At 63.9% G+C, this 15887-nt stretch carries 13 protein-coding genes and 1 tRNA gene; all 14 read left to right on the top strand.

Annotated features, from left to right (window positions below; all coding sequences use genetic code 11):
* Positions 1 to 4 precede the first annotated feature (4 nt).
* The 14 genes from ACTQVX_RS00155 to ACTQVX_RS00090 all read left to right on the top strand — a co-directional run bounded on the left by ACTQVX_RS00155 (position 5) and on the right by ACTQVX_RS00090 (position 15778).
* Positions 5 to 931: a respiratory chain complex I subunit 1 family protein gene (locus ACTQVX_RS00155; RefSeq protein ID WP_022095201.1), complete on the top strand. Its 927-nt coding sequence runs from the start codon at positions 5 to 7 to the stop codon at positions 929 to 931.
* A gap of 15 nt (positions 932 to 946) precedes the next feature.
* Positions 947 to 2404, top strand: a complete 1458-nt coding sequence (locus ACTQVX_RS00150; protein WP_441540674.1) for a hydrogenase 4 subunit D — start codon at positions 947 to 949, stop codon at positions 2402 to 2404.
* A gap of 10 nt (positions 2405 to 2414) precedes the next feature.
* On the top strand, positions 2415 to 3068 hold the full coding sequence (hyfE, locus tag ACTQVX_RS00145) for a hydrogenase 4 membrane subunit (protein ID WP_441540675.1): 654 nt from the start codon (positions 2415 to 2417) through the stop codon (positions 3066 to 3068).
* Positions 3069 to 3072: 4 nt separating this feature from the next.
* Positions 3073 to 4650 (top strand): hydrogenase 4 subunit F, encoded by a 1578-nt coding sequence (locus ACTQVX_RS00140; RefSeq protein WP_441540676.1) that lies wholly within the window; start codon positions 3073 to 3075, stop codon positions 4648 to 4650.
* Positions 4651 to 4653: 3 nt separating this feature from the next.
* Positions 4654 to 6426 carry a hydrogenase large subunit gene (locus ACTQVX_RS00135; RefSeq protein ID WP_441540677.1) on the top strand — a complete coding sequence of 591 codons (1773 nt, stop codon included), beginning with the start codon at positions 4654 to 4656 and terminating at the stop codon, positions 6424 to 6426.
* Position 6427: 1 nt separating this feature from the next.
* Complete coding sequence (locus ACTQVX_RS00130) at positions 6428 to 7144, top strand: formate hydrogenlyase complex iron-sulfur subunit (protein ID WP_441559861.1); 717 nt, start codon at positions 6428 to 6430, stop codon at positions 7142 to 7144.
* A gap of 2 nt (positions 7145 to 7146) precedes the next feature.
* Positions 7147 to 7929: an NADH-quinone oxidoreductase subunit B family protein gene (locus tag ACTQVX_RS00125; RefSeq protein ID WP_006234107.1), complete on the top strand. Its 783-nt coding sequence runs from the start codon at positions 7147 to 7149 to the stop codon at positions 7927 to 7929.
* Positions 7930 to 8511, top strand: coding sequence for a formate hydrogenlyase maturation HycH family protein (locus ACTQVX_RS00120; protein WP_099431578.1), 582 nt, complete (start codon positions 7930 to 7932; stop codon positions 8509 to 8511). It abuts the gene before it with no gap.
* The gene (gene hycI / locus ACTQVX_RS00115) at positions 8511 to 9014 is read left to right on the top strand and encodes a hydrogenase maturation peptidase HycI (protein WP_117820333.1); all 504 of its coding nucleotides are present in this window, start codon (positions 8511 to 8513) and stop codon (positions 9012 to 9014) included. Before ACTQVX_RS00120 ends, hycI begins: the two co-directional genes overlap by 1 nt.
* Positions 9015 to 9053: 39 nt before the next feature.
* Positions 9054 to 9893, top strand: a complete 840-nt coding sequence (locus tag ACTQVX_RS00110; protein ID WP_441540679.1) for a formate/nitrite transporter family protein — start codon at positions 9054 to 9056, stop codon at positions 9891 to 9893.
* Between the two features lie 160 nt (positions 9894 to 10053).
* On the top strand, positions 10054 to 12171 hold the full coding sequence (locus ACTQVX_RS00105; protein ID WP_441540680.1) for a molybdopterin-containing oxidoreductase family protein: 2118 nt from the start codon (positions 10054 to 10056) through the stop codon (positions 12169 to 12171).
* Positions 12172 to 12223: 52 nt separating this feature from the next.
* Complete coding sequence (gene selA, locus ACTQVX_RS00100; protein ID WP_441540681.1) at positions 12224 to 13681, top strand: L-seryl-tRNA(Sec) selenium transferase; 1458 nt, start codon at positions 12224 to 12226, stop codon at positions 13679 to 13681.
* Positions 13678 to 15645, top strand: coding sequence for a selenocysteine-specific translation elongation factor (gene selB / locus ACTQVX_RS00095; RefSeq protein WP_441540682.1), 1968 nt, complete (start codon positions 13678 to 13680; stop codon positions 15643 to 15645). Before selA ends, selB begins: the two co-directional genes overlap by 4 nt.
* A 36-nt stretch (positions 15646 to 15681) precedes the next feature.
* Positions 15682 to 15778: transfer RNA gene (locus ACTQVX_RS00090), tRNA-Sec, on the top strand.
* Positions 15779 to 15887: the final 109 nt, after the last annotated feature.

Genomic DNA, 15887 nt, shown 5'->3' with positions numbered 1-15887 from the left:
GAGCATGAACAACATCGTACTTGCCGTTCTGCAGGGCGTGGTCGTCATGGCCGTCGCACCGTTCTTCTCCGGTCTCGGCCGCGTGATCCGCGCCAAGATGCACAACCGTCGCGGCCCCAGCATCATGCAGGACTACCGCGACCTGGCCAAGCTCTTTGCGCGCCCCGAGTCCCAGAGCGAGGATGCGAGCTTTGCGCTGCGCATCATGCCGCCGCTGTTCTTCGCCGTCGCCTTTATGCTCGCGATGGGCCTGCCGCTCTTTACGGCACAAAGCCCCATCCCGGTCTTTGGTGACGCCATCACCATTATGTACAGCCTGGCGCTCGCCCGCTTCTTCTTCGCCCTCTGCGGTGTGGATTCGTCCAACGCCTACGCCGGCATCGGCGGCGTCCGCGAGCTGCTCATGAGCGTGCTCATCGAGCCGTCCATGCTGCTGGCGCTGTTTGCCGCCGCCCTGGTGTGCGGTTCCACCGACATCGCCACCATGGGTCAGCACATCATGACGGGCGCTATCGACGCGCCGGTCGCCGTGATCCTCGCCGGCATCGCCTTTGCGATTGCCTGCTACATGGAGCTCGGCAAGCTGCCGTTTGACCAGGCCGAGGCCGAGCAGGAGCTTCAGGAAGGCCCGCTTGCCGAGCTTTCCGGCCCGTCGCTCGCCATGGCCAAACTTGCCATGTCCATGAAGCAGGTCCTGGTCGTTGCTTGGTTCTGCGCGATCTTCGTCCCCTGGGGCGAGCCCGCGACCGTGGGCGCCGCCGCCGTTCTGGGTGCAGTCATCTTCCTGGTGAAGTGCCTGATCGACTTTGTCGTGTGCGGCGTGATCGAGAACTCCTGCTCGCGCTCGCGTTTTAAGGTGCTCGGCAATCAGACCTGGGCCGTCGTGGGCATCGCCGTTCTGGCGTTTGTCTTCGTGGTCGTCGGCGTGTAGGAGAAGGGAGAAACAATGTCATTTGCAGTCAGTCTGTCCCTTCTCGGCTTGGTCGCTATCGCGGCCCCGATGGTGGCCTCGGTGCTCGTCGCCCTGTTCCCCCGTCCGTACGCCAAGTGGTTCAGCGTTTTGGGTGCCGCCGTCTCGACGGTCTGCACCATCGCCCTCGCCGCGAATTTCGCTGGCGCCGGCATGCCCGACACGCAGGTCCCCCTGATCTCGTTTGGGCAGACCCTCGTCATGGGATTCACCTTCGATCGCATGAGCACGCTGCTCGCGCCCGCCTTTGTGGGTATCGGCCTGCTTGTCGTGATCTATTCGATTCCCTATATGAGCGAGAATAACCGTGAGCATCCCGACGCACCGCGTCGTCGCTTCTACGCGTACCTCGCGACCTTCATCGGCGCCATGGCCGGCCTTGTGTACAGCTCGACCCTTTTGGGCCAGCTCGTGTTCTTTGAGATCACGGGTGCGTGCTCTTGGGGCCTCATTAGCTACTACATGTCGCCTACGGCCAAGAAGGCCGGCATGAAGGCCCTGATCATTACGCATATCGGTGCGCTCGGCCTGTATCTGGGCGCCGCCATCGTGTTTGCCCACACCGGCACCTTCGCCATCACCGCGATTGCCGGCCTCGACGCCAAGCTCAAGGCTATCGTCCTTTTGCTCGTGCTGTTTGCGGCCTGGGCCAAGTCCGCACAGGTTCCCATGTACATGTGGCTGCCTTCGGCCATGGAGGCACCGACGCCTGTTTCGGCCTATCTGCATGGCGCCTCGATGGTTAAGGTCGGCGTGTGCGTGTTCGCGCGTGCGCTCGTCTCTGCCGGCGAGGTTCCCGAGATCGTGGGCTGGGTCGCCATTATCGACGCCATGGTCACCATGCTCTTTGGTTTCCTTATGTACCTGCCTCAAAAGGACATGAAGCGCCTGCTGGCTTTCTCCACGATCGCCCAGCTCTCCTATGTGTTCTTTGGTCTGGGCCTTTCGGTCTTTGGCAGCCAGCTGGCCTTTGACGGTGCCGTGTGCCACATCTTTAACCACGCCTTCGCTAAGACCCTGTTCTTCCTGATCGCCGGTTCGTTCTCCTTTACACTCGGTACGCGTATGCTGCCCAAGCTTCGCGGCATCGTGAAGAAGTACCCGATCTCGGGCGTGGGCTTTGGTGTCGCCGCGCTCGCCATTGCCGGCGTGCCGCCCATGAACACGTTCTTCTCGAAGTTCCAGATTATCGCCGGCGGCTTTTCCGTGGGTGCCGGCAACGTCGCGATCCTGGTGCTCGTGTGCATCATGGTTGCCGAGACCGTCGCCACCTTCGCCTGGTTCCTCAAGTGGATGGGCTATTGCCTGCCCGGCGAGCCGAGCGAAGAGGTCGCTGCGGGAGCCCCGCTTCCCCGCGCGATGGCGTTCGTGTTCATCGTGCTCGTCATCATGGTCATCGTCAGCGGCCCGCTTTCGGCCAGCTGGATCGGTTAGGAGGTAGAACATGGGTTACCAACTTGTCAACCTGCTGGGCGGCCTTTTGATCGTTACCTCGACCATGGTCGTCATCAGCAAGTCAATTAAAGTCGCCATCCGCTGGTATGCGGTGCAGTCGCTGATTCTGGTGGGCCTGCTTGCCACCCTCGGCAACGTCACCGGCGCCTCCGAGCTGCTCATGTGGGCCGTGTCGGCATTTGTGACCAAGGTCGTCCTGGTGCCGCTCATCCTCTCGTATGCCTATCGTAAGATGGGCGAGCCGAGCGATCTGGGGCTTTCGCACAGCACCAAGCCGGCGTGGACCATCTGCCTCATTGCCGTCGAGGTGGCCGTCTGCTTTGCCGTCGTGACGCAGATCAAGCTTCCCACGGCCGAGGTCGCCACTCCTGCCCTGGCCATCAGCTTTGCCCACTTCTTTGTGGGCCTATCCTGCATCATCACGCAGCGCAACATCATGAAGCAGATCTTTGGATACTGCCTTATGGAAAACGGCAGCCACGTGACGCTCGCCCTGCTGGCGCCCACGGCTCCCGAGATCGTCGAGACCGGTATCGCAACCGATGCCATCTTCGCGGTCATCATCATGTCCGTCGTCGTGCTCAAGATTTGGCGTACCTACCAGTCGCTCGATTCGCACGACCTTTCCGATCTGAGGGGCTAGGCACATGGATACTTCTACAATGCTATTGGCACTCGTTGTGTGCCCCCTGGCCCTGTCCGCCATCATGGCCATCGTTCCCAAGACCGCGGCGCGTGGTGTCTTTGAGCTCTGCCATGCCGTTTCGGCGGTTGTCGTGCTTGCCGGCTCGATCGCCATCGCACTGCCCGTCTTTACGGACGGCGGCGAGATCTGGGCACTCGACCCCTGGTTCCATGTCGACGCCCTGGGTGCCCTGTTCGTGCTTATCATCGGCGTCATCGGTTTTTGCATCGCCGTGTACTCGGTTGGCCTTGTTCGTCAGCTCGTCGCCGAAGGCACCTATGGTCCCTCGCAGGTAAAGCAGTACTACGCGTTCTACAGCCTGTTCCTGTTCACGATGCTTTTGGCCGCGACGACCAACAACATCATCATTATGTGGGCGGCCATCGAAGCCACCACGTTGGCTTCGGCGCTGCTCGTGGCGCTCAAGAACACGCGCCATGCCCTCGAGGCCACGTGGAAATACATCATGGTCTGCACCGCGGGCGTGGCCTTTGGCCTGTTCGGCACGCTGTTGATCTACGCCAACGCCGCCGACGTGATCTCGAACCCGCACATGGCCGCGTTCCTCTCGGGCATTCTTCCCGAGGCCGACAAGCTCGACCCGGCGATCGTGCGCCTGGCGTTCGCGTTTATTGTGATTGGCTTTGGCACCAAGGCCGAGGTCTTCCCGATGCACACTTGGATGCCCGATACGCTCTCCCAGGCACCGGGTTCCATTTCGGCCCTGCTGTCGGGCGTGGTGCTCAAGTGCTCCATGCTCATCATCATCCGCTTTGACATGCTCGCCTCCCATGCTATCGGCAACGACTTCCCGAGCCTGCTCTTGCTGGTGATCGGCGTGCTGTCGATCGTGTTCTCGAGCTTTGCACTCTTTGCGCAGACCGATATCAAGCGCAAGCTGGCCTATTCTTCGTGCGAGAACGCTGGCGTCATCATGCTCTGCCTGGGTATCGGCGGTCCGCTTGGTATCGCCGCGGCTCTGTTGCACAGCATGTTCCACGGCCTTGCCAAGTCCCTGTGCTTCTGCCTGACTGAGAACGTCGAGCATGCCTTTGGCACGCGCGACCTTACCCAGATCCGCGGCATCGTCGAGCGTGCGCCCATTACGGCCGCCCTTATGGTCATCGGCTTTTTGGCGCTGGCCGGTTTTCCGCCCTTTGCCATGTTCATCTCGGAGTTCGGCACCTTTGTGGCGGCCTTTGCCGCCGGTAGCCCCTGGTGGCTTGTCGTGATCGTGGCGCTCGCCCTGACCGTTGCCATCAGCGGCCTGACGCGCGTCGTCATCTCGTCGGTCTTTGGTAAGACCCTGCATGAGCCCGTCGATACCGAGCGTCGCGAGTCGAGCGTCTGGATGCTCGTCCCCGAGGCCCTGCTTGCCGTGTGCCTGATCTGGTTTGGTCTTGCCACGCCTCTGCCCGTTGTGCGCGGTGTTGAGAACGCCGTCGCTATCGTGCTCGATCAGGATACCGATGCCCTGCATACGGCCCCGATGTTCCGCGAATTCTTTGGCTCCGAGACCGCTCAGAGCGAGGTGGAGTAACGAATGATTGAAACTGAGAACAAGGTGTATGCCCGTCGCTGCGAGAGCCATGTCGAGGCCCTGCGCCGCGCCGTTCCGGGCTGCATCGAGAAGGTCGAGTGGCAGTGCGAGGACCAGCTGACGATTACCGTCAAGCAGGACAATCTGCCCGAGGCCGTCCACTACCTGTACTACGAGCGCTACGGCTGGATTCCCGTGATCATCGGCAACGATGAGCGCAGCCTGTGCGGCCGTTACGCCGTGTACTATGTCATCTCCATGGAGGGGGAGGACCCCGGTTGGGTGACCGTGCGCACCGAGGTCGATCCCGCCAAGATGACGTTCCCGTCCGTGACACCGTTCGTCCCCGCCTGTGTGTGGGGCGAGCGCGAGCTTCGCGACATGTTCGGCCTGATCCCCGAGGGTCTGCCCGACCGTCGTCGCCTGGTGCTGCCCGACGATTGGCCCAGCGGCCTGTACCCGCTGCGCAAGGACTCCATGGACTACCGCTTCCGTCCCGCTCCCGCGAGTGACATGGAAAACTACGAGTTCTTGGCCGATACCAAGGGCAAGGAGACGACGCTTGTCCCCATGGGCCCGTTGCACATTACCTCCGACGAGCCTGGCCACTTCCGCCTGTTCGTCGAGGGTGAGACGATCGTCGACGCCGACTACCGTCTGTTCTACGTGCACCGTGGCATGGAGAAGGTCGCCGAGACGCGCCTGAACTATGACGCCGTGACGTTCCTCGCCGACCGCATCTGCGGCATCTGCGGCTGCGCCCACTCGGTGGCCTATGCCGAGGCCGTCGAGCGCGCCCAGGGCATCCATGTCCCGCCGCGCGCCCAGTACATCCGCGCCATCATGCTCGAGGTCGAGCGCCTGCACTCGCATCTGCTCAACATTGGCCTTGCGTCGCACTACACGGGCTTCGACTCCGGCTTCCAGCAGTTCTTCCGCGTCCGCGAGAAGTCCATGGATCTGGCCGAGAAGCTCTCCGGTCACCGCAAGACCTACGGCCTCAACGTGATCGGCGGCGTGCGTCGCGACATTTTGGCCGAGCAGAAGCTTTCCACGCTCACGACCATCCACCAGCTGCGCTCCGAGGTTCAGGAACTCGTCGACGTCTTGCTCTCCACGCCCAACTTTATTGAGCGTACGAGCGGTATCGGCATCTTGGACCGCAAGATTGCACGCGACTTCTCGCCGGTCGGCCCGCTCATGCGTGGCTCGGGCTATGCCCGCGACGTGCGCTTTGACCATCCCTTCGACGGCTACGCCGATCCGGACGTTCAAAAGATGCACGCCGCCACGGCCGACACCTGCGATGCCTTCGGCCGTACCGCCGTTCGCATCCAGGAGGTCTACGATTCGATCGACATGATCGAGACCATGCTCGAGAACTGCCCGTCGGGCCCCATCCTCACCACGGATTGGGAGTACACCCCGCACAAGTACGCCATCGGCGCCACCGAGGCGCCGCGCGGCGAGGACGTGCACTGGGCCATGCTCGGCAACAACCAGAAGTGCTACCGCTGGCGCGCCAAGGCCGCCACGTACAGCAACTGGCCGGTCCTGCGCTACATGTTCCGCGGCAACACCGTGGGTGACGCTGCGTTGATCGTCGGCTCGCTCGACCCGTGCTACTCCTGCACCGACCGCGTGACGGTGACCGATATCGCCGCCAAGCGCGACCACGTGCTCGACAAGGAGCAGTTCGAGAACGTCTGGCGCGACAAGTCGCCGCTTGCGGGCGAGGGCACCATGGCCGCTCCGCTCGATGAGGAGGCGCTCTAATATGCTGCAGCTTTGGAAGGTTAACGCCAAGGCCGGCGACGCGACGGTCAAGTACCCGTTTGCGCCGTTCCCCACCAACAAGGACATGCGCGGCAAGCCCGAGCACAATGCCGAGCTCTGCATCGCCTGCGGAGCCTGCGGCGTGGCGTGCCCGGCCGATGCCATTCGCATGGACACCGACCTTGCGGCCGACACCATCACCTGGTCGATCGACTACGGCCGCTGCATCTTTTGCGGCCGCTGCGAGGAAGCCTGCCCCATGGAGGCCATCAAGCTCACCGAGGAGTTTGAGCTGGCCGTCATGAGCAAGGACGACCTCACCAGCAAGAGCGTCCACACGCTCGAGCACTGCTCGCGCTGCGGCAAGCCGTTTGCCCCGCACAAGGAGATCGACTACGCCAAGCGCCTGCTGCAAAAGGCCGGCGGCATGGAGGCCGAGCAGGCCGCTCGTACCGTCGGTATGTGCCAGGAGTGCAAGCGCGAGCTCGACGCCCTGCGCGCCGCCTCGGCCGTAAAGACCGGCAACGCTGCCGGCATGGCCGCCAACGAGACGCTTGCGTCCGGCGAGCCCCAGGGCCCCGGCATGGAGTATCTGGGCGGCCACGGCGTGAACCCGGAGTATATCGACCGCGAGCTCAACCCCGATGCGCCCGAGATTCCCGCCGGTCCGGCGCCGGTCGAGGGCATCATCATGGATTTTGATACGAAGGAGGAGTAACCATGGCCGAACCCACGCTTTTGCCCGAGCGGCTTCAGTACCGCCCGACCAAGATCGAGCTCGACGAGAGCATCGAGAAGGCCAAGGCGACCCTTCTTAAGAAGATCAAGCGCTCGGTGTACGTCTACCGCGTTGACTGCGGCGGCTGCAACGGCTGCGAGATCGAGATCTTCGGTTCCATCACGCCCGTCTTCGACGTCGAGCGCTTTGGCATCAAGGTCGTGCCTTCGCCCCGTCACGCCGATGTGCTGCTGTACACCGGTGCCGTGACGCGTGCCATGCGCATGCCGGCCCTGCGCGCCTTTGAGGCTGCACCCGATCCCAAGATCGTGGTGTCCTATGGCGCGTGCGGCTGCACCGGCGGCATCTTCTACGACAACTACTGCGTCTGGGGCGGCACGGATAAGATTCTGCCGGTCGATGTCTACATCCCCGGCTGCCCGCCCAGCCCCGCGCAGACCGTCTACGGCTTTGCCATGGCGCTCGGTCTGCTGGACCAAAAGCTCCATGCCGAGACCACGGTGGAGGCCGCCGGCGAGCAGGCCGATATCCTGCACCCCGGCGTGCCGTACAAGCTGCGCGTTGCCATCGAGCGCGAAGCTCGCGCCATGAGCGGCTACCGTTACGGCCGCGACCTGGCCAACGAGTTTATGGATACGCTCGAGGGCGCGCCCAAGGGCGATATCCGCGGTGCCATGGCGCTGCTCATCGACAAGCAGGATGATCCTCGCCGTGTTGAGGTGTACTCGGCGCTGCAGGATCTGGTGCTGGCCGGAGGTCGCTAGATGGAGCTCACGGACCGCTCTGGTTACTTTGCGGGCCCCGGCATGCTCGGCGGCTCTTTTGGCGATGCCTCGCGCGCAAGCGACGAGGCCGCCGAGGGCGTCGCCGACCCCTGCCTGGGCCATGCGCCCGACCAGGTGGTCTTCTACGAGCTCACGCGTAAGTTTGTGGAGACCGAGGAAGACGTTCCCCAGGAGGCCTGCGACGTGCTTTACTACACGCTCGCCGTGGGCCACCACACCGGCGTGCTCGACTGCTTTGAGCCGCGTCTGTCGGTGCCGGTGGATGTGTTTTATTCGCTCGTCGACGCGCTGCCGGAGGGGGAGGCCAAAACCAAGTTCGAGGCCATCCGCTCCTTTGGTGAGTGCCAGCTCGACAAGGCGGCGGTGCCGTCGCTGCTCGAGGCCTGCGATGCGCTGCTCGACGAGCGCGGTTTTCGCGGGTCGGCCAAGGCCGGCATCTCGGTGTTCGACGACGACTTTGGCCTGCATGCCCAGCAGGTCGCGTTCTTAATGAAGTTTCGCGATCTGGTGGAACGCGTGCGCGATGTTTCGGGTGTGTATCTGACGGGAAGGTTGCAGTAATGGGTCGCGTTGTGGATGGTCGTGTGAACGGCGCCCCGTTTGCGGGTATCGTGCTCACGGCGGGAAGCGTGCTGCGTGCCGACGATGCTGCCGGCCCCGTGCTCTCCAAAAAGATGGAGGACGCGCCGCTTGCTGGCTGGTACACCATCGATGGCGGTCAGACGCCCGAGGACGACATCATCGAGGTCAAGCGCGAGCGTCCGCCGCGTCTGGTCTTGGTCGATGCTGCCGATATGGCGCTGCCCGTCGGCGCCATCCGCCTGCTCGACAAACGTGATGTGGCCCGCAAGTCGATGTTCACCACGCATTCGCTCCCTTTGTCGATTCTGATCGAGGAAATCGAGCAATCGTGCGAAGATATCGTCTTCATAGGGATTCAGCCGGGCGACACGGAGTTCTACAACCCCATGTCCCCGGAAGTCTTTGACGCCGTCGACGCCGTGTACGACGCCGTGGCAGCCAACGACTTTTCCCACTTTGTCCGCTTGGGGCAAGAGCAATAGGAGCGCTTGTCCCTGCTGATTAGGAAAGAAGTGATTGACATGGCAGATTCCAAGGTGGAGTACCCCGCTCCCGATTGCCTGGCGCCCGCCGCGATCGAGGTCAAGACCGAGGCCGCCGGCGTGACCAAGGCCAACCTGCCGGTCGCAAAGGCCTTTCTGTTGGCAATGTTCGCCGGCGCGTTCATTGCCTTCGGCGGCCTGTTCTTTACCGTGTTCTTGAGCGATAGCACGCTGGGCTGGGGCGCCCAGCGCGTCGTGGGCGGCCTGTGCTTTTGCCTGGGCCTGGTGCTGGTGCTGGTGTGCGGCGCCGAGCTGTTTACCGGCAATTCGCTTATGGTCTGCGCACTCAAGAGCAAAAAGATCACCCTGGTCCAGATGCTCAAGGCTTGGGTCGTCGTATGGGTCGGTAACTTTGTCGGTGCCCTGTTCATCGTCTTTTTGGTGTACATGGCCGGCATTTACAAGCTCAACGGCGAGGCGGTCGCTAATTCCATGGTGAGCGTCGCCGCCGGCAAGGTGACGATCGACTGGGTGACGATCTTCTTCCGCGGCATCCTGTGCAACATCTTTGTGTGCCTGGCCGTGTGGATCGGTACCGCCGGCAAGACCGTGGTCGATAAGGTTGTGGGCATTCTGCTGCCCATCGCCGCCTTTGTGGCCTGCGGTTTTGAGCACTGCGTCGCCAACATGTACTTTTTGCCCATGGGTGCCGTGATGCACGCGTGCGGCTATGGTGCCGACGTCGCCGGCGCCGATGCGCTCAACGCCGCGGGCATTGCGTTTAACCTGTCCGCCGCCACGCTGGGCAACATCGTGGGCGGCGCGGTTCTGGTCGCGCTCGGCTACTCGTTTATCTACGCCAAGAAGTCCGAGGCGTAATAAACCGGAATGACGTACGGGCCTCCCGAGGGGCGTCTGCCTTTTGGGAGGCTCTTCGTGTCTTGCTGCGGTAGATGCTGCGGGTTTTGCGTCGCGGCAGCTGGTGGCAGAACTGTGGTGTGGTGGGGCCTGAACCCCTGAGCTGGAAGGAATAATCGAGATGGCATCGAGAGCTATGCATGACGGTCGCTCCGTGGTGACGACATGCGGGGGATGCTATGCCGATTGCGCCTTTGCGGCCCATGTTGAGGATGGGCGTGTGGTGGCCGAGTTGCCAGTGCCGGGACATCCGTGCGCGGCGCGTGCCCTGTGCGCCCGCGGACGGCATCGCCTGGCAATGCCGTTTGACGAGCGCGACCGCATCGTGCACCCCATGCGACGCCGCCGGGATGGCTCGGGGTTTGATGCGATTACCTGGGACGAGGCGTTCGCGCAGATTGCCGAGCGCCTTTTGGGGATTGTTGACGAGCGCGGGCCCCGTGCGCTGGGCATGACACTTGGTGTGCCCTCGTTCGACCGCTACTGGGCGTATCGTTTTATGCATGCGCTGGGTTCGCCCAACGTGTACGGTGCCGATGGCGCCTGCGAGGTGAGCCGACTTACCGGTTGGGAGCACAGCCTGGGCTATAGTCCCGCCTCCGACCTGGCGCATACCGACTGCATCATGTACCTGGGGCGTTCCATTGTCGATTCGTCGACGATGGGGGCCGTCGATGCGCTCAACGATGCGCGCCGGCGCGGGGCGAAGATCATCGTGGTTGACCCCCGGCGCAGCGGCTCGGCCGCGCTTGCCGATCGCTGGCTCCGCGTGCGCCCGGGCTGTGACTTGGCGCTACTGTTGGGTATTGTCCACGTGTTGATTGCCGAGGGCCTGTACGATCACGAGTTCGTGGACCGCTATACCACGGGTTTTGACGAGCTGGCGCAGGCGGCCAGTGCTTGGACGCCCGAGTGGGCCGAGTCGATGTGCGACGTGCCAGCCGCAGAGATTGTCGCCACGGCGCGCGATCTCGCTGCCGCAGCGCCTGCCACTGTGGTGGATGCGGGCTTTCATGGCGGCATCGGTATCGCGTATGCCAATAGCACCCAGACCGCGCGCGCAATTTGCTTGGTCGATGTGCTGCTGGGCTGCATCGGGCATGAGGGCGGTGCGCTCAATCCGCCCACGCCGCTTGTGTTGGGCGATCTCGATCCCGCACGCTTTGCGACGCCGCCGGTGCCGTGCAGGCCCAAGCTGGGGTCCGAGCGTTATCCACTGGTCGATCCGGTGCGCGGCCTGTGCACGACCATCGGTCAGTCGATTCTTGCCGGCGATTTGCGTGGGCTCATCGTCTATGCCAGTAACCCCGGTGCGGGCTATGGCAATGCACAGGCTTGGTTGGGTATTTTGCAGCAGCTCGACTTGCTCGTGACGATTGATATTCGCTGGTCCGAGACGGCGCGTGCTTCTGACTTCGTGCTGCCCGACGTGACGTATCTGGAGGCCGACCGCGGCGTGGGCACGGTCGTGGGCGTCAACGATTCGCGCGTGTTCTACCGCAACGCCGTGCTGCCCATTTTGCATGACGACACGAGACCGGGGCGGGAGATTTTTGCCGGGTTGGCTGCGGCCTGCGGCGTTGGCGAGTGCTTCGACTTTACGTTCGACGATCTGGCCGCTGCTCAGGTGGCTCCGTTTGGGATTGATCTTGCCACACTCAAGGAGCGCGGCTGGGCCGACACGGGTGTTGCGTTGCCGTCGCGTACGGGCGAGCCGGCGATTCCCTTGGATGGCGGCAAAATTGCGCTGGCAAGTGACGTATGGGAACGAGCCGGCCTGGGTCGTGTACCCAACTGGATCGCTCCCATGGTGGAGCCTGGCCCGGGGATGTTTCGCCTCATTAGCGGCAATCGACCCTTTGAGTCGCATACCTCGCGCAGGCTCGCGGCGGCCGGTGCCACCGAGGCGGGGTCGGACTTGGACGCCGTGCAGATGAACGCGGATGTCGCCGCTCACATGGGTATCGCCGATGGCGAGGTCGTCGAGCTTGTGAGCGACATGGGCCGCGATCGCGTGCGCGTGGAGACGACGCCGTATCTGCATCCGGCGTGCATCTTCACCTCGGCCGCTCCCGGCGGACGCGCATTGGGTGCTGAGGGTGGTGGCCGGCAGGCCCTGGGTGTCGGGCCGCTCGACCACACGCCGCTGCGCTGGGACCCGTTGACGGGTGCAGCGCTCACCCAGGAAAACGCCGTTCGCGTGGAAAAGATTGTCGCGCGCGGGGATAATGACGAGTAATTGACTCAGCTGATGTATTTGACTGATCCACGTTTCTTTTGAAAGGCCGCACATGAGCGATAGCCAGAACATGTCCGATGAGGTGCGCGTCCGCCTGCGCGCCATTCCTTCCGTCAACGAGCTGCTTGCCGAGTGGCCGGTGGTGAAGGCGGCGGGGGAGACCTGCGACGCGGTGGTGCATGCCGCCGTCACGGCCGAGCTCGACGAGGAGCGCGCCGCCATTCGCGCCGGTGCCGCCCCGCGCTCTAAGCGCGAGCTGGCATCGGCTATCGAGTGGCGTGCGCATCGCTCCGCGCTGCCGAGCCTGCGTCCCGCCGTCAACGCCACGGGTGTTGTTATCCATACAAATCTGGGTCGAGCCCCGCTCGCGGAGTCGGCCGCCAAGGCCGTGGCCGAGGTCGCACGCGGCTACAGCACGCTCGAGTACAGCGTGGACACCTGCTCGCGCGGGTCGCGCAAAGAGCATGCCGCGCAACTCATCCGCTCGCTTACCGGTGCCGAGGATGCGCTGGTCGTCAACAATAACGCGGCCGCCGTGCTGTTGGTGTTGGCAACCCATGCCGCGGGCAAGGAGGTCATCGTCAGCCGCGGCGAGCTTGTCGAGATTGGCGGCAGCTTCCGCATTCCCGATGTCATGGTGGCCTCGGGCGCCAAACTCGTCGAGGTCGGGGCCACCAACCGCACGCATTTGAGCGACTACGAGCGCGCCATCACGCCCGATACGGCGATGATCCTTAAGGTTCATCCTTCCAACTATCGCATCGAGGGTTTTCACGAGGAGGTGGGTTCTCGGGAGCTTGCGGCGCTTGCTCACAAGCATGGCCTGCTGTTCTACGAGGACCAGGGCTCGGGCGCGCTGTTGCCCGATGATATCCTGGTGCGCGGCGGTGAGGAGCCCACGCCGGCTTCGGTCGCGGCGGGGCTCGATATCGTGTCGTGCTCGGGCGATAAGCTGCTCGGTGCCGCACAGGCGGGCATTATCATGGGCCGTCGCGATCTGGTCCAGGCCTGCGGGTCGCATCCGCTCATGCGTGCCCTGCGCCCGGGCAAGCTCGCGCTGGCAGCGCTCGAGGCTACACTGCGCATTTACATGGATGGGGCGGATGTGGCCCATCGTGAGGTGCCGGTGCTCAACATGCTCACGCTTCCGCAGGCTCATCTGGAGCGTCGCGCACGCAAACTGCGCGAGCTGATGGTGGCGGGCCTCGATAAGGCTGGCTGTCCGTGCGCCGTGCAGGTGGAAATCGTCGAGGAGTCGTCGACTCCCGGCGGCGGCTCGCTGCCTACCGTGGAGCTACCCACGATGTGCGTGGCCGTCTGCCCGGTCGACGGGCGCCTGTCCCTCGACGCGCTCAAGCGCTCGCTCGTCCAAGACTTCGATACGCCGGTCGTCACGCGCGCCTCGCACGACCGCATTCTGTTTGATGTGCGCACGCTCGTGGGCGACCGCGATGTCGAGACGGCGGCATCGACGCTCGTCGCGTGCGTTGAGAAGGCGGTTGCACGATGAGTGAGGTTCAAGCGCTGGTGGAGTGTCCCGTTATCGTTGGCACGGCGGGCCACGTCGACCACGGTAAGTCGGCACTGATCGAGGCTCTGACCGGCAAGAATCCCGACCGTCTGGAGGTTGAGCGCCGTCGCGGTATGACCGTGGAGCTCGGCTTTGGCGAGCTGGCGTTGCCGAGCGGCAAGATCGTGGGCCTGGTCGACGTGCCGGGCCACGCGCATTACTTGCGCGCCATGGTGCAGGGCGCCACGGGTATCGACGTGGCCGTGCTGGTGGTCTCGGCCGTCGAGGGCGTTATGCCGCAGACCCGCGAGCACGTGCATGTGCTGGAGCTGCTGGGCGTCACACACATGGTGGTGGCGCTGACGATGTGCGACCTGGCCGATAACGAAATGATTGAGCTGGCCGAGCTCGACGTCGATGATTTTTTGTCGGACACCGTGTTTGCCGGCGCGTCGATTATCCCCGTGTCATCCAAGACCGGCGCGGGAATCGATGACCTGCTGGCTGCGCTCGACGAGCAGGTTGCCGCTTGCTGGGATGCCTGCCGTGCCCGTGCCGAGCTTACCGATGCCGCACCGCGTCTGCCCATCGACCGTTGCTTTACGATCAAGGGCGCCGGTACCGTGGTGACGGGAACGTTGCACGATGCGCCCGTCGCGGTGGGCGATGAGCTCGTCGCGCTGCCGTCGCGTACGGTCTGTCGCGTGCGCGGGATTCAGGTTCATGGCGACACACAGCGGGCGTTGCCCGGTCAGCGTGTGGCGCTCAACCTGGTGGGCGATGGCGTCGCCGCGCTCGATCGCGGCGAGATGCTCGGTGTGGCGGGCCGTTTTGGCCAGACGATGCGCTTTATGATGGCGTTTACGTATTTGGGCCGCGAGGGCGTCAAACCGCGCGCGCTCGAGTCGGGTGCGCGCGTGCACGTGATGGCGGGTACGGCCGAGGTCGTCGGTCGCATCATGTTCATGGAGGGCGAGGCCCCCATGGCGGTGGGCGAAACCCGTATTGTTCAGGTGCGCTTAGAAAACTCGCTGCCGCTACGTGCCGGGGACCATGTCGTGGTGCTGTCCTATTCACCCGTGATGCTTATTGGCGGCGGGCGTGTGCTGCTTTCGCGCTGCCGTCGCTCGCGCGAGCTTTCCGAAGTGGAGCGTTCGCTGTATGCGGCGCTCGAGTCCGGCGATATCGCGGGCGGTGTGGGCGCTTGGCTGGCGCTGCAGACGCTGCCGGTTACGGCGGTTGATGCTGCCGAGGCTTTGGACCTTGGTGTCGATGAGGTCGATGCCGCACTGCGTGGGTTGGTGGCGCAGGGCTCCGTTCGCAAGCTTGCCGCGGGTGACGCGGACCTCTTGGCGGACGCTGCGGTGCTCGACGCCGCGATGGATGCACTGGCGGCGACCCTGTCAGCCATGCATGCGGCGGCTCCCAAGGAGACGGGCTTTACGCCCGGCGCCGTTGCCCATGTTGCGTGGCCTGCCGCTGATGAAGGCGTTGCCGCGGCTCTGATTGCCGAGGGCTGTTCGCGCGGCGTGTGCGCCGCCGAGGGCGCCGAGGTATTCGATCCACACTCGGCCGCCGCAGCCGCACGCGTGGTGCGAGAGGCTTGCGATCGGATCGTTGCCTTGCTGGACGAAGCCGGCCTCGATGCGCCGACGTTGCCCGAGGTGGGCGAGCAGCTGCAGCTCGATCGCGACACCATGACGCGTGCCCTGCGCGAGCTTTCGCTCAACCGCTCAATCGTGAAGGTCGAGCGCGATGTGGCCCTGTCCGCTGCTGCCGAGGCCCATGCGCGTGAGCTTGTTGCCGCTGTCATTGAGGCAGCCGGCGGCGCTGCCACCACGAGCGTCCTGCGCGAGGCTCTGGGGGTGTCGCGCAAACGTGCTATCAGCATCCTGGAACATCTAGACGCCGTGCGCTTTACGGTGCTCGACAAGGATGCCGGCGGCCTGAGGTCCCTGCGCTAGATTGGCTGCACGGTTTGGTAAAATACCTCCGCACTCGGGAACGGATGGGCTCCGGTGGGCTCCGCGGTCCTCAAAACCGTTGCGAGGCGTGCAAAACGTCTTGGATGTGTTCGATTCACATACGTTCCCGCCATACGCTACCAGCGCTTTTGTGCTCGCGGTCTTGCTGCGTGCCGCAAAGGCGCTGTTTTGTTTTTGCATGGGTTTGCCGTGCCGCCGGCTTTATCGGCGACGGCATTTGG

Source organism: Collinsella sp. LCP19S3_A6 (assembly GCF_052122015.1).
Taxonomy (GTDB): domain Bacteria; phylum Actinomycetota; class Coriobacteriia; order Coriobacteriales; family Coriobacteriaceae; genus Collinsella.
Note: the sequence above shows the minus strand (reverse complement) of the source record. Positions and strands in the feature narration are given on the sequence as shown.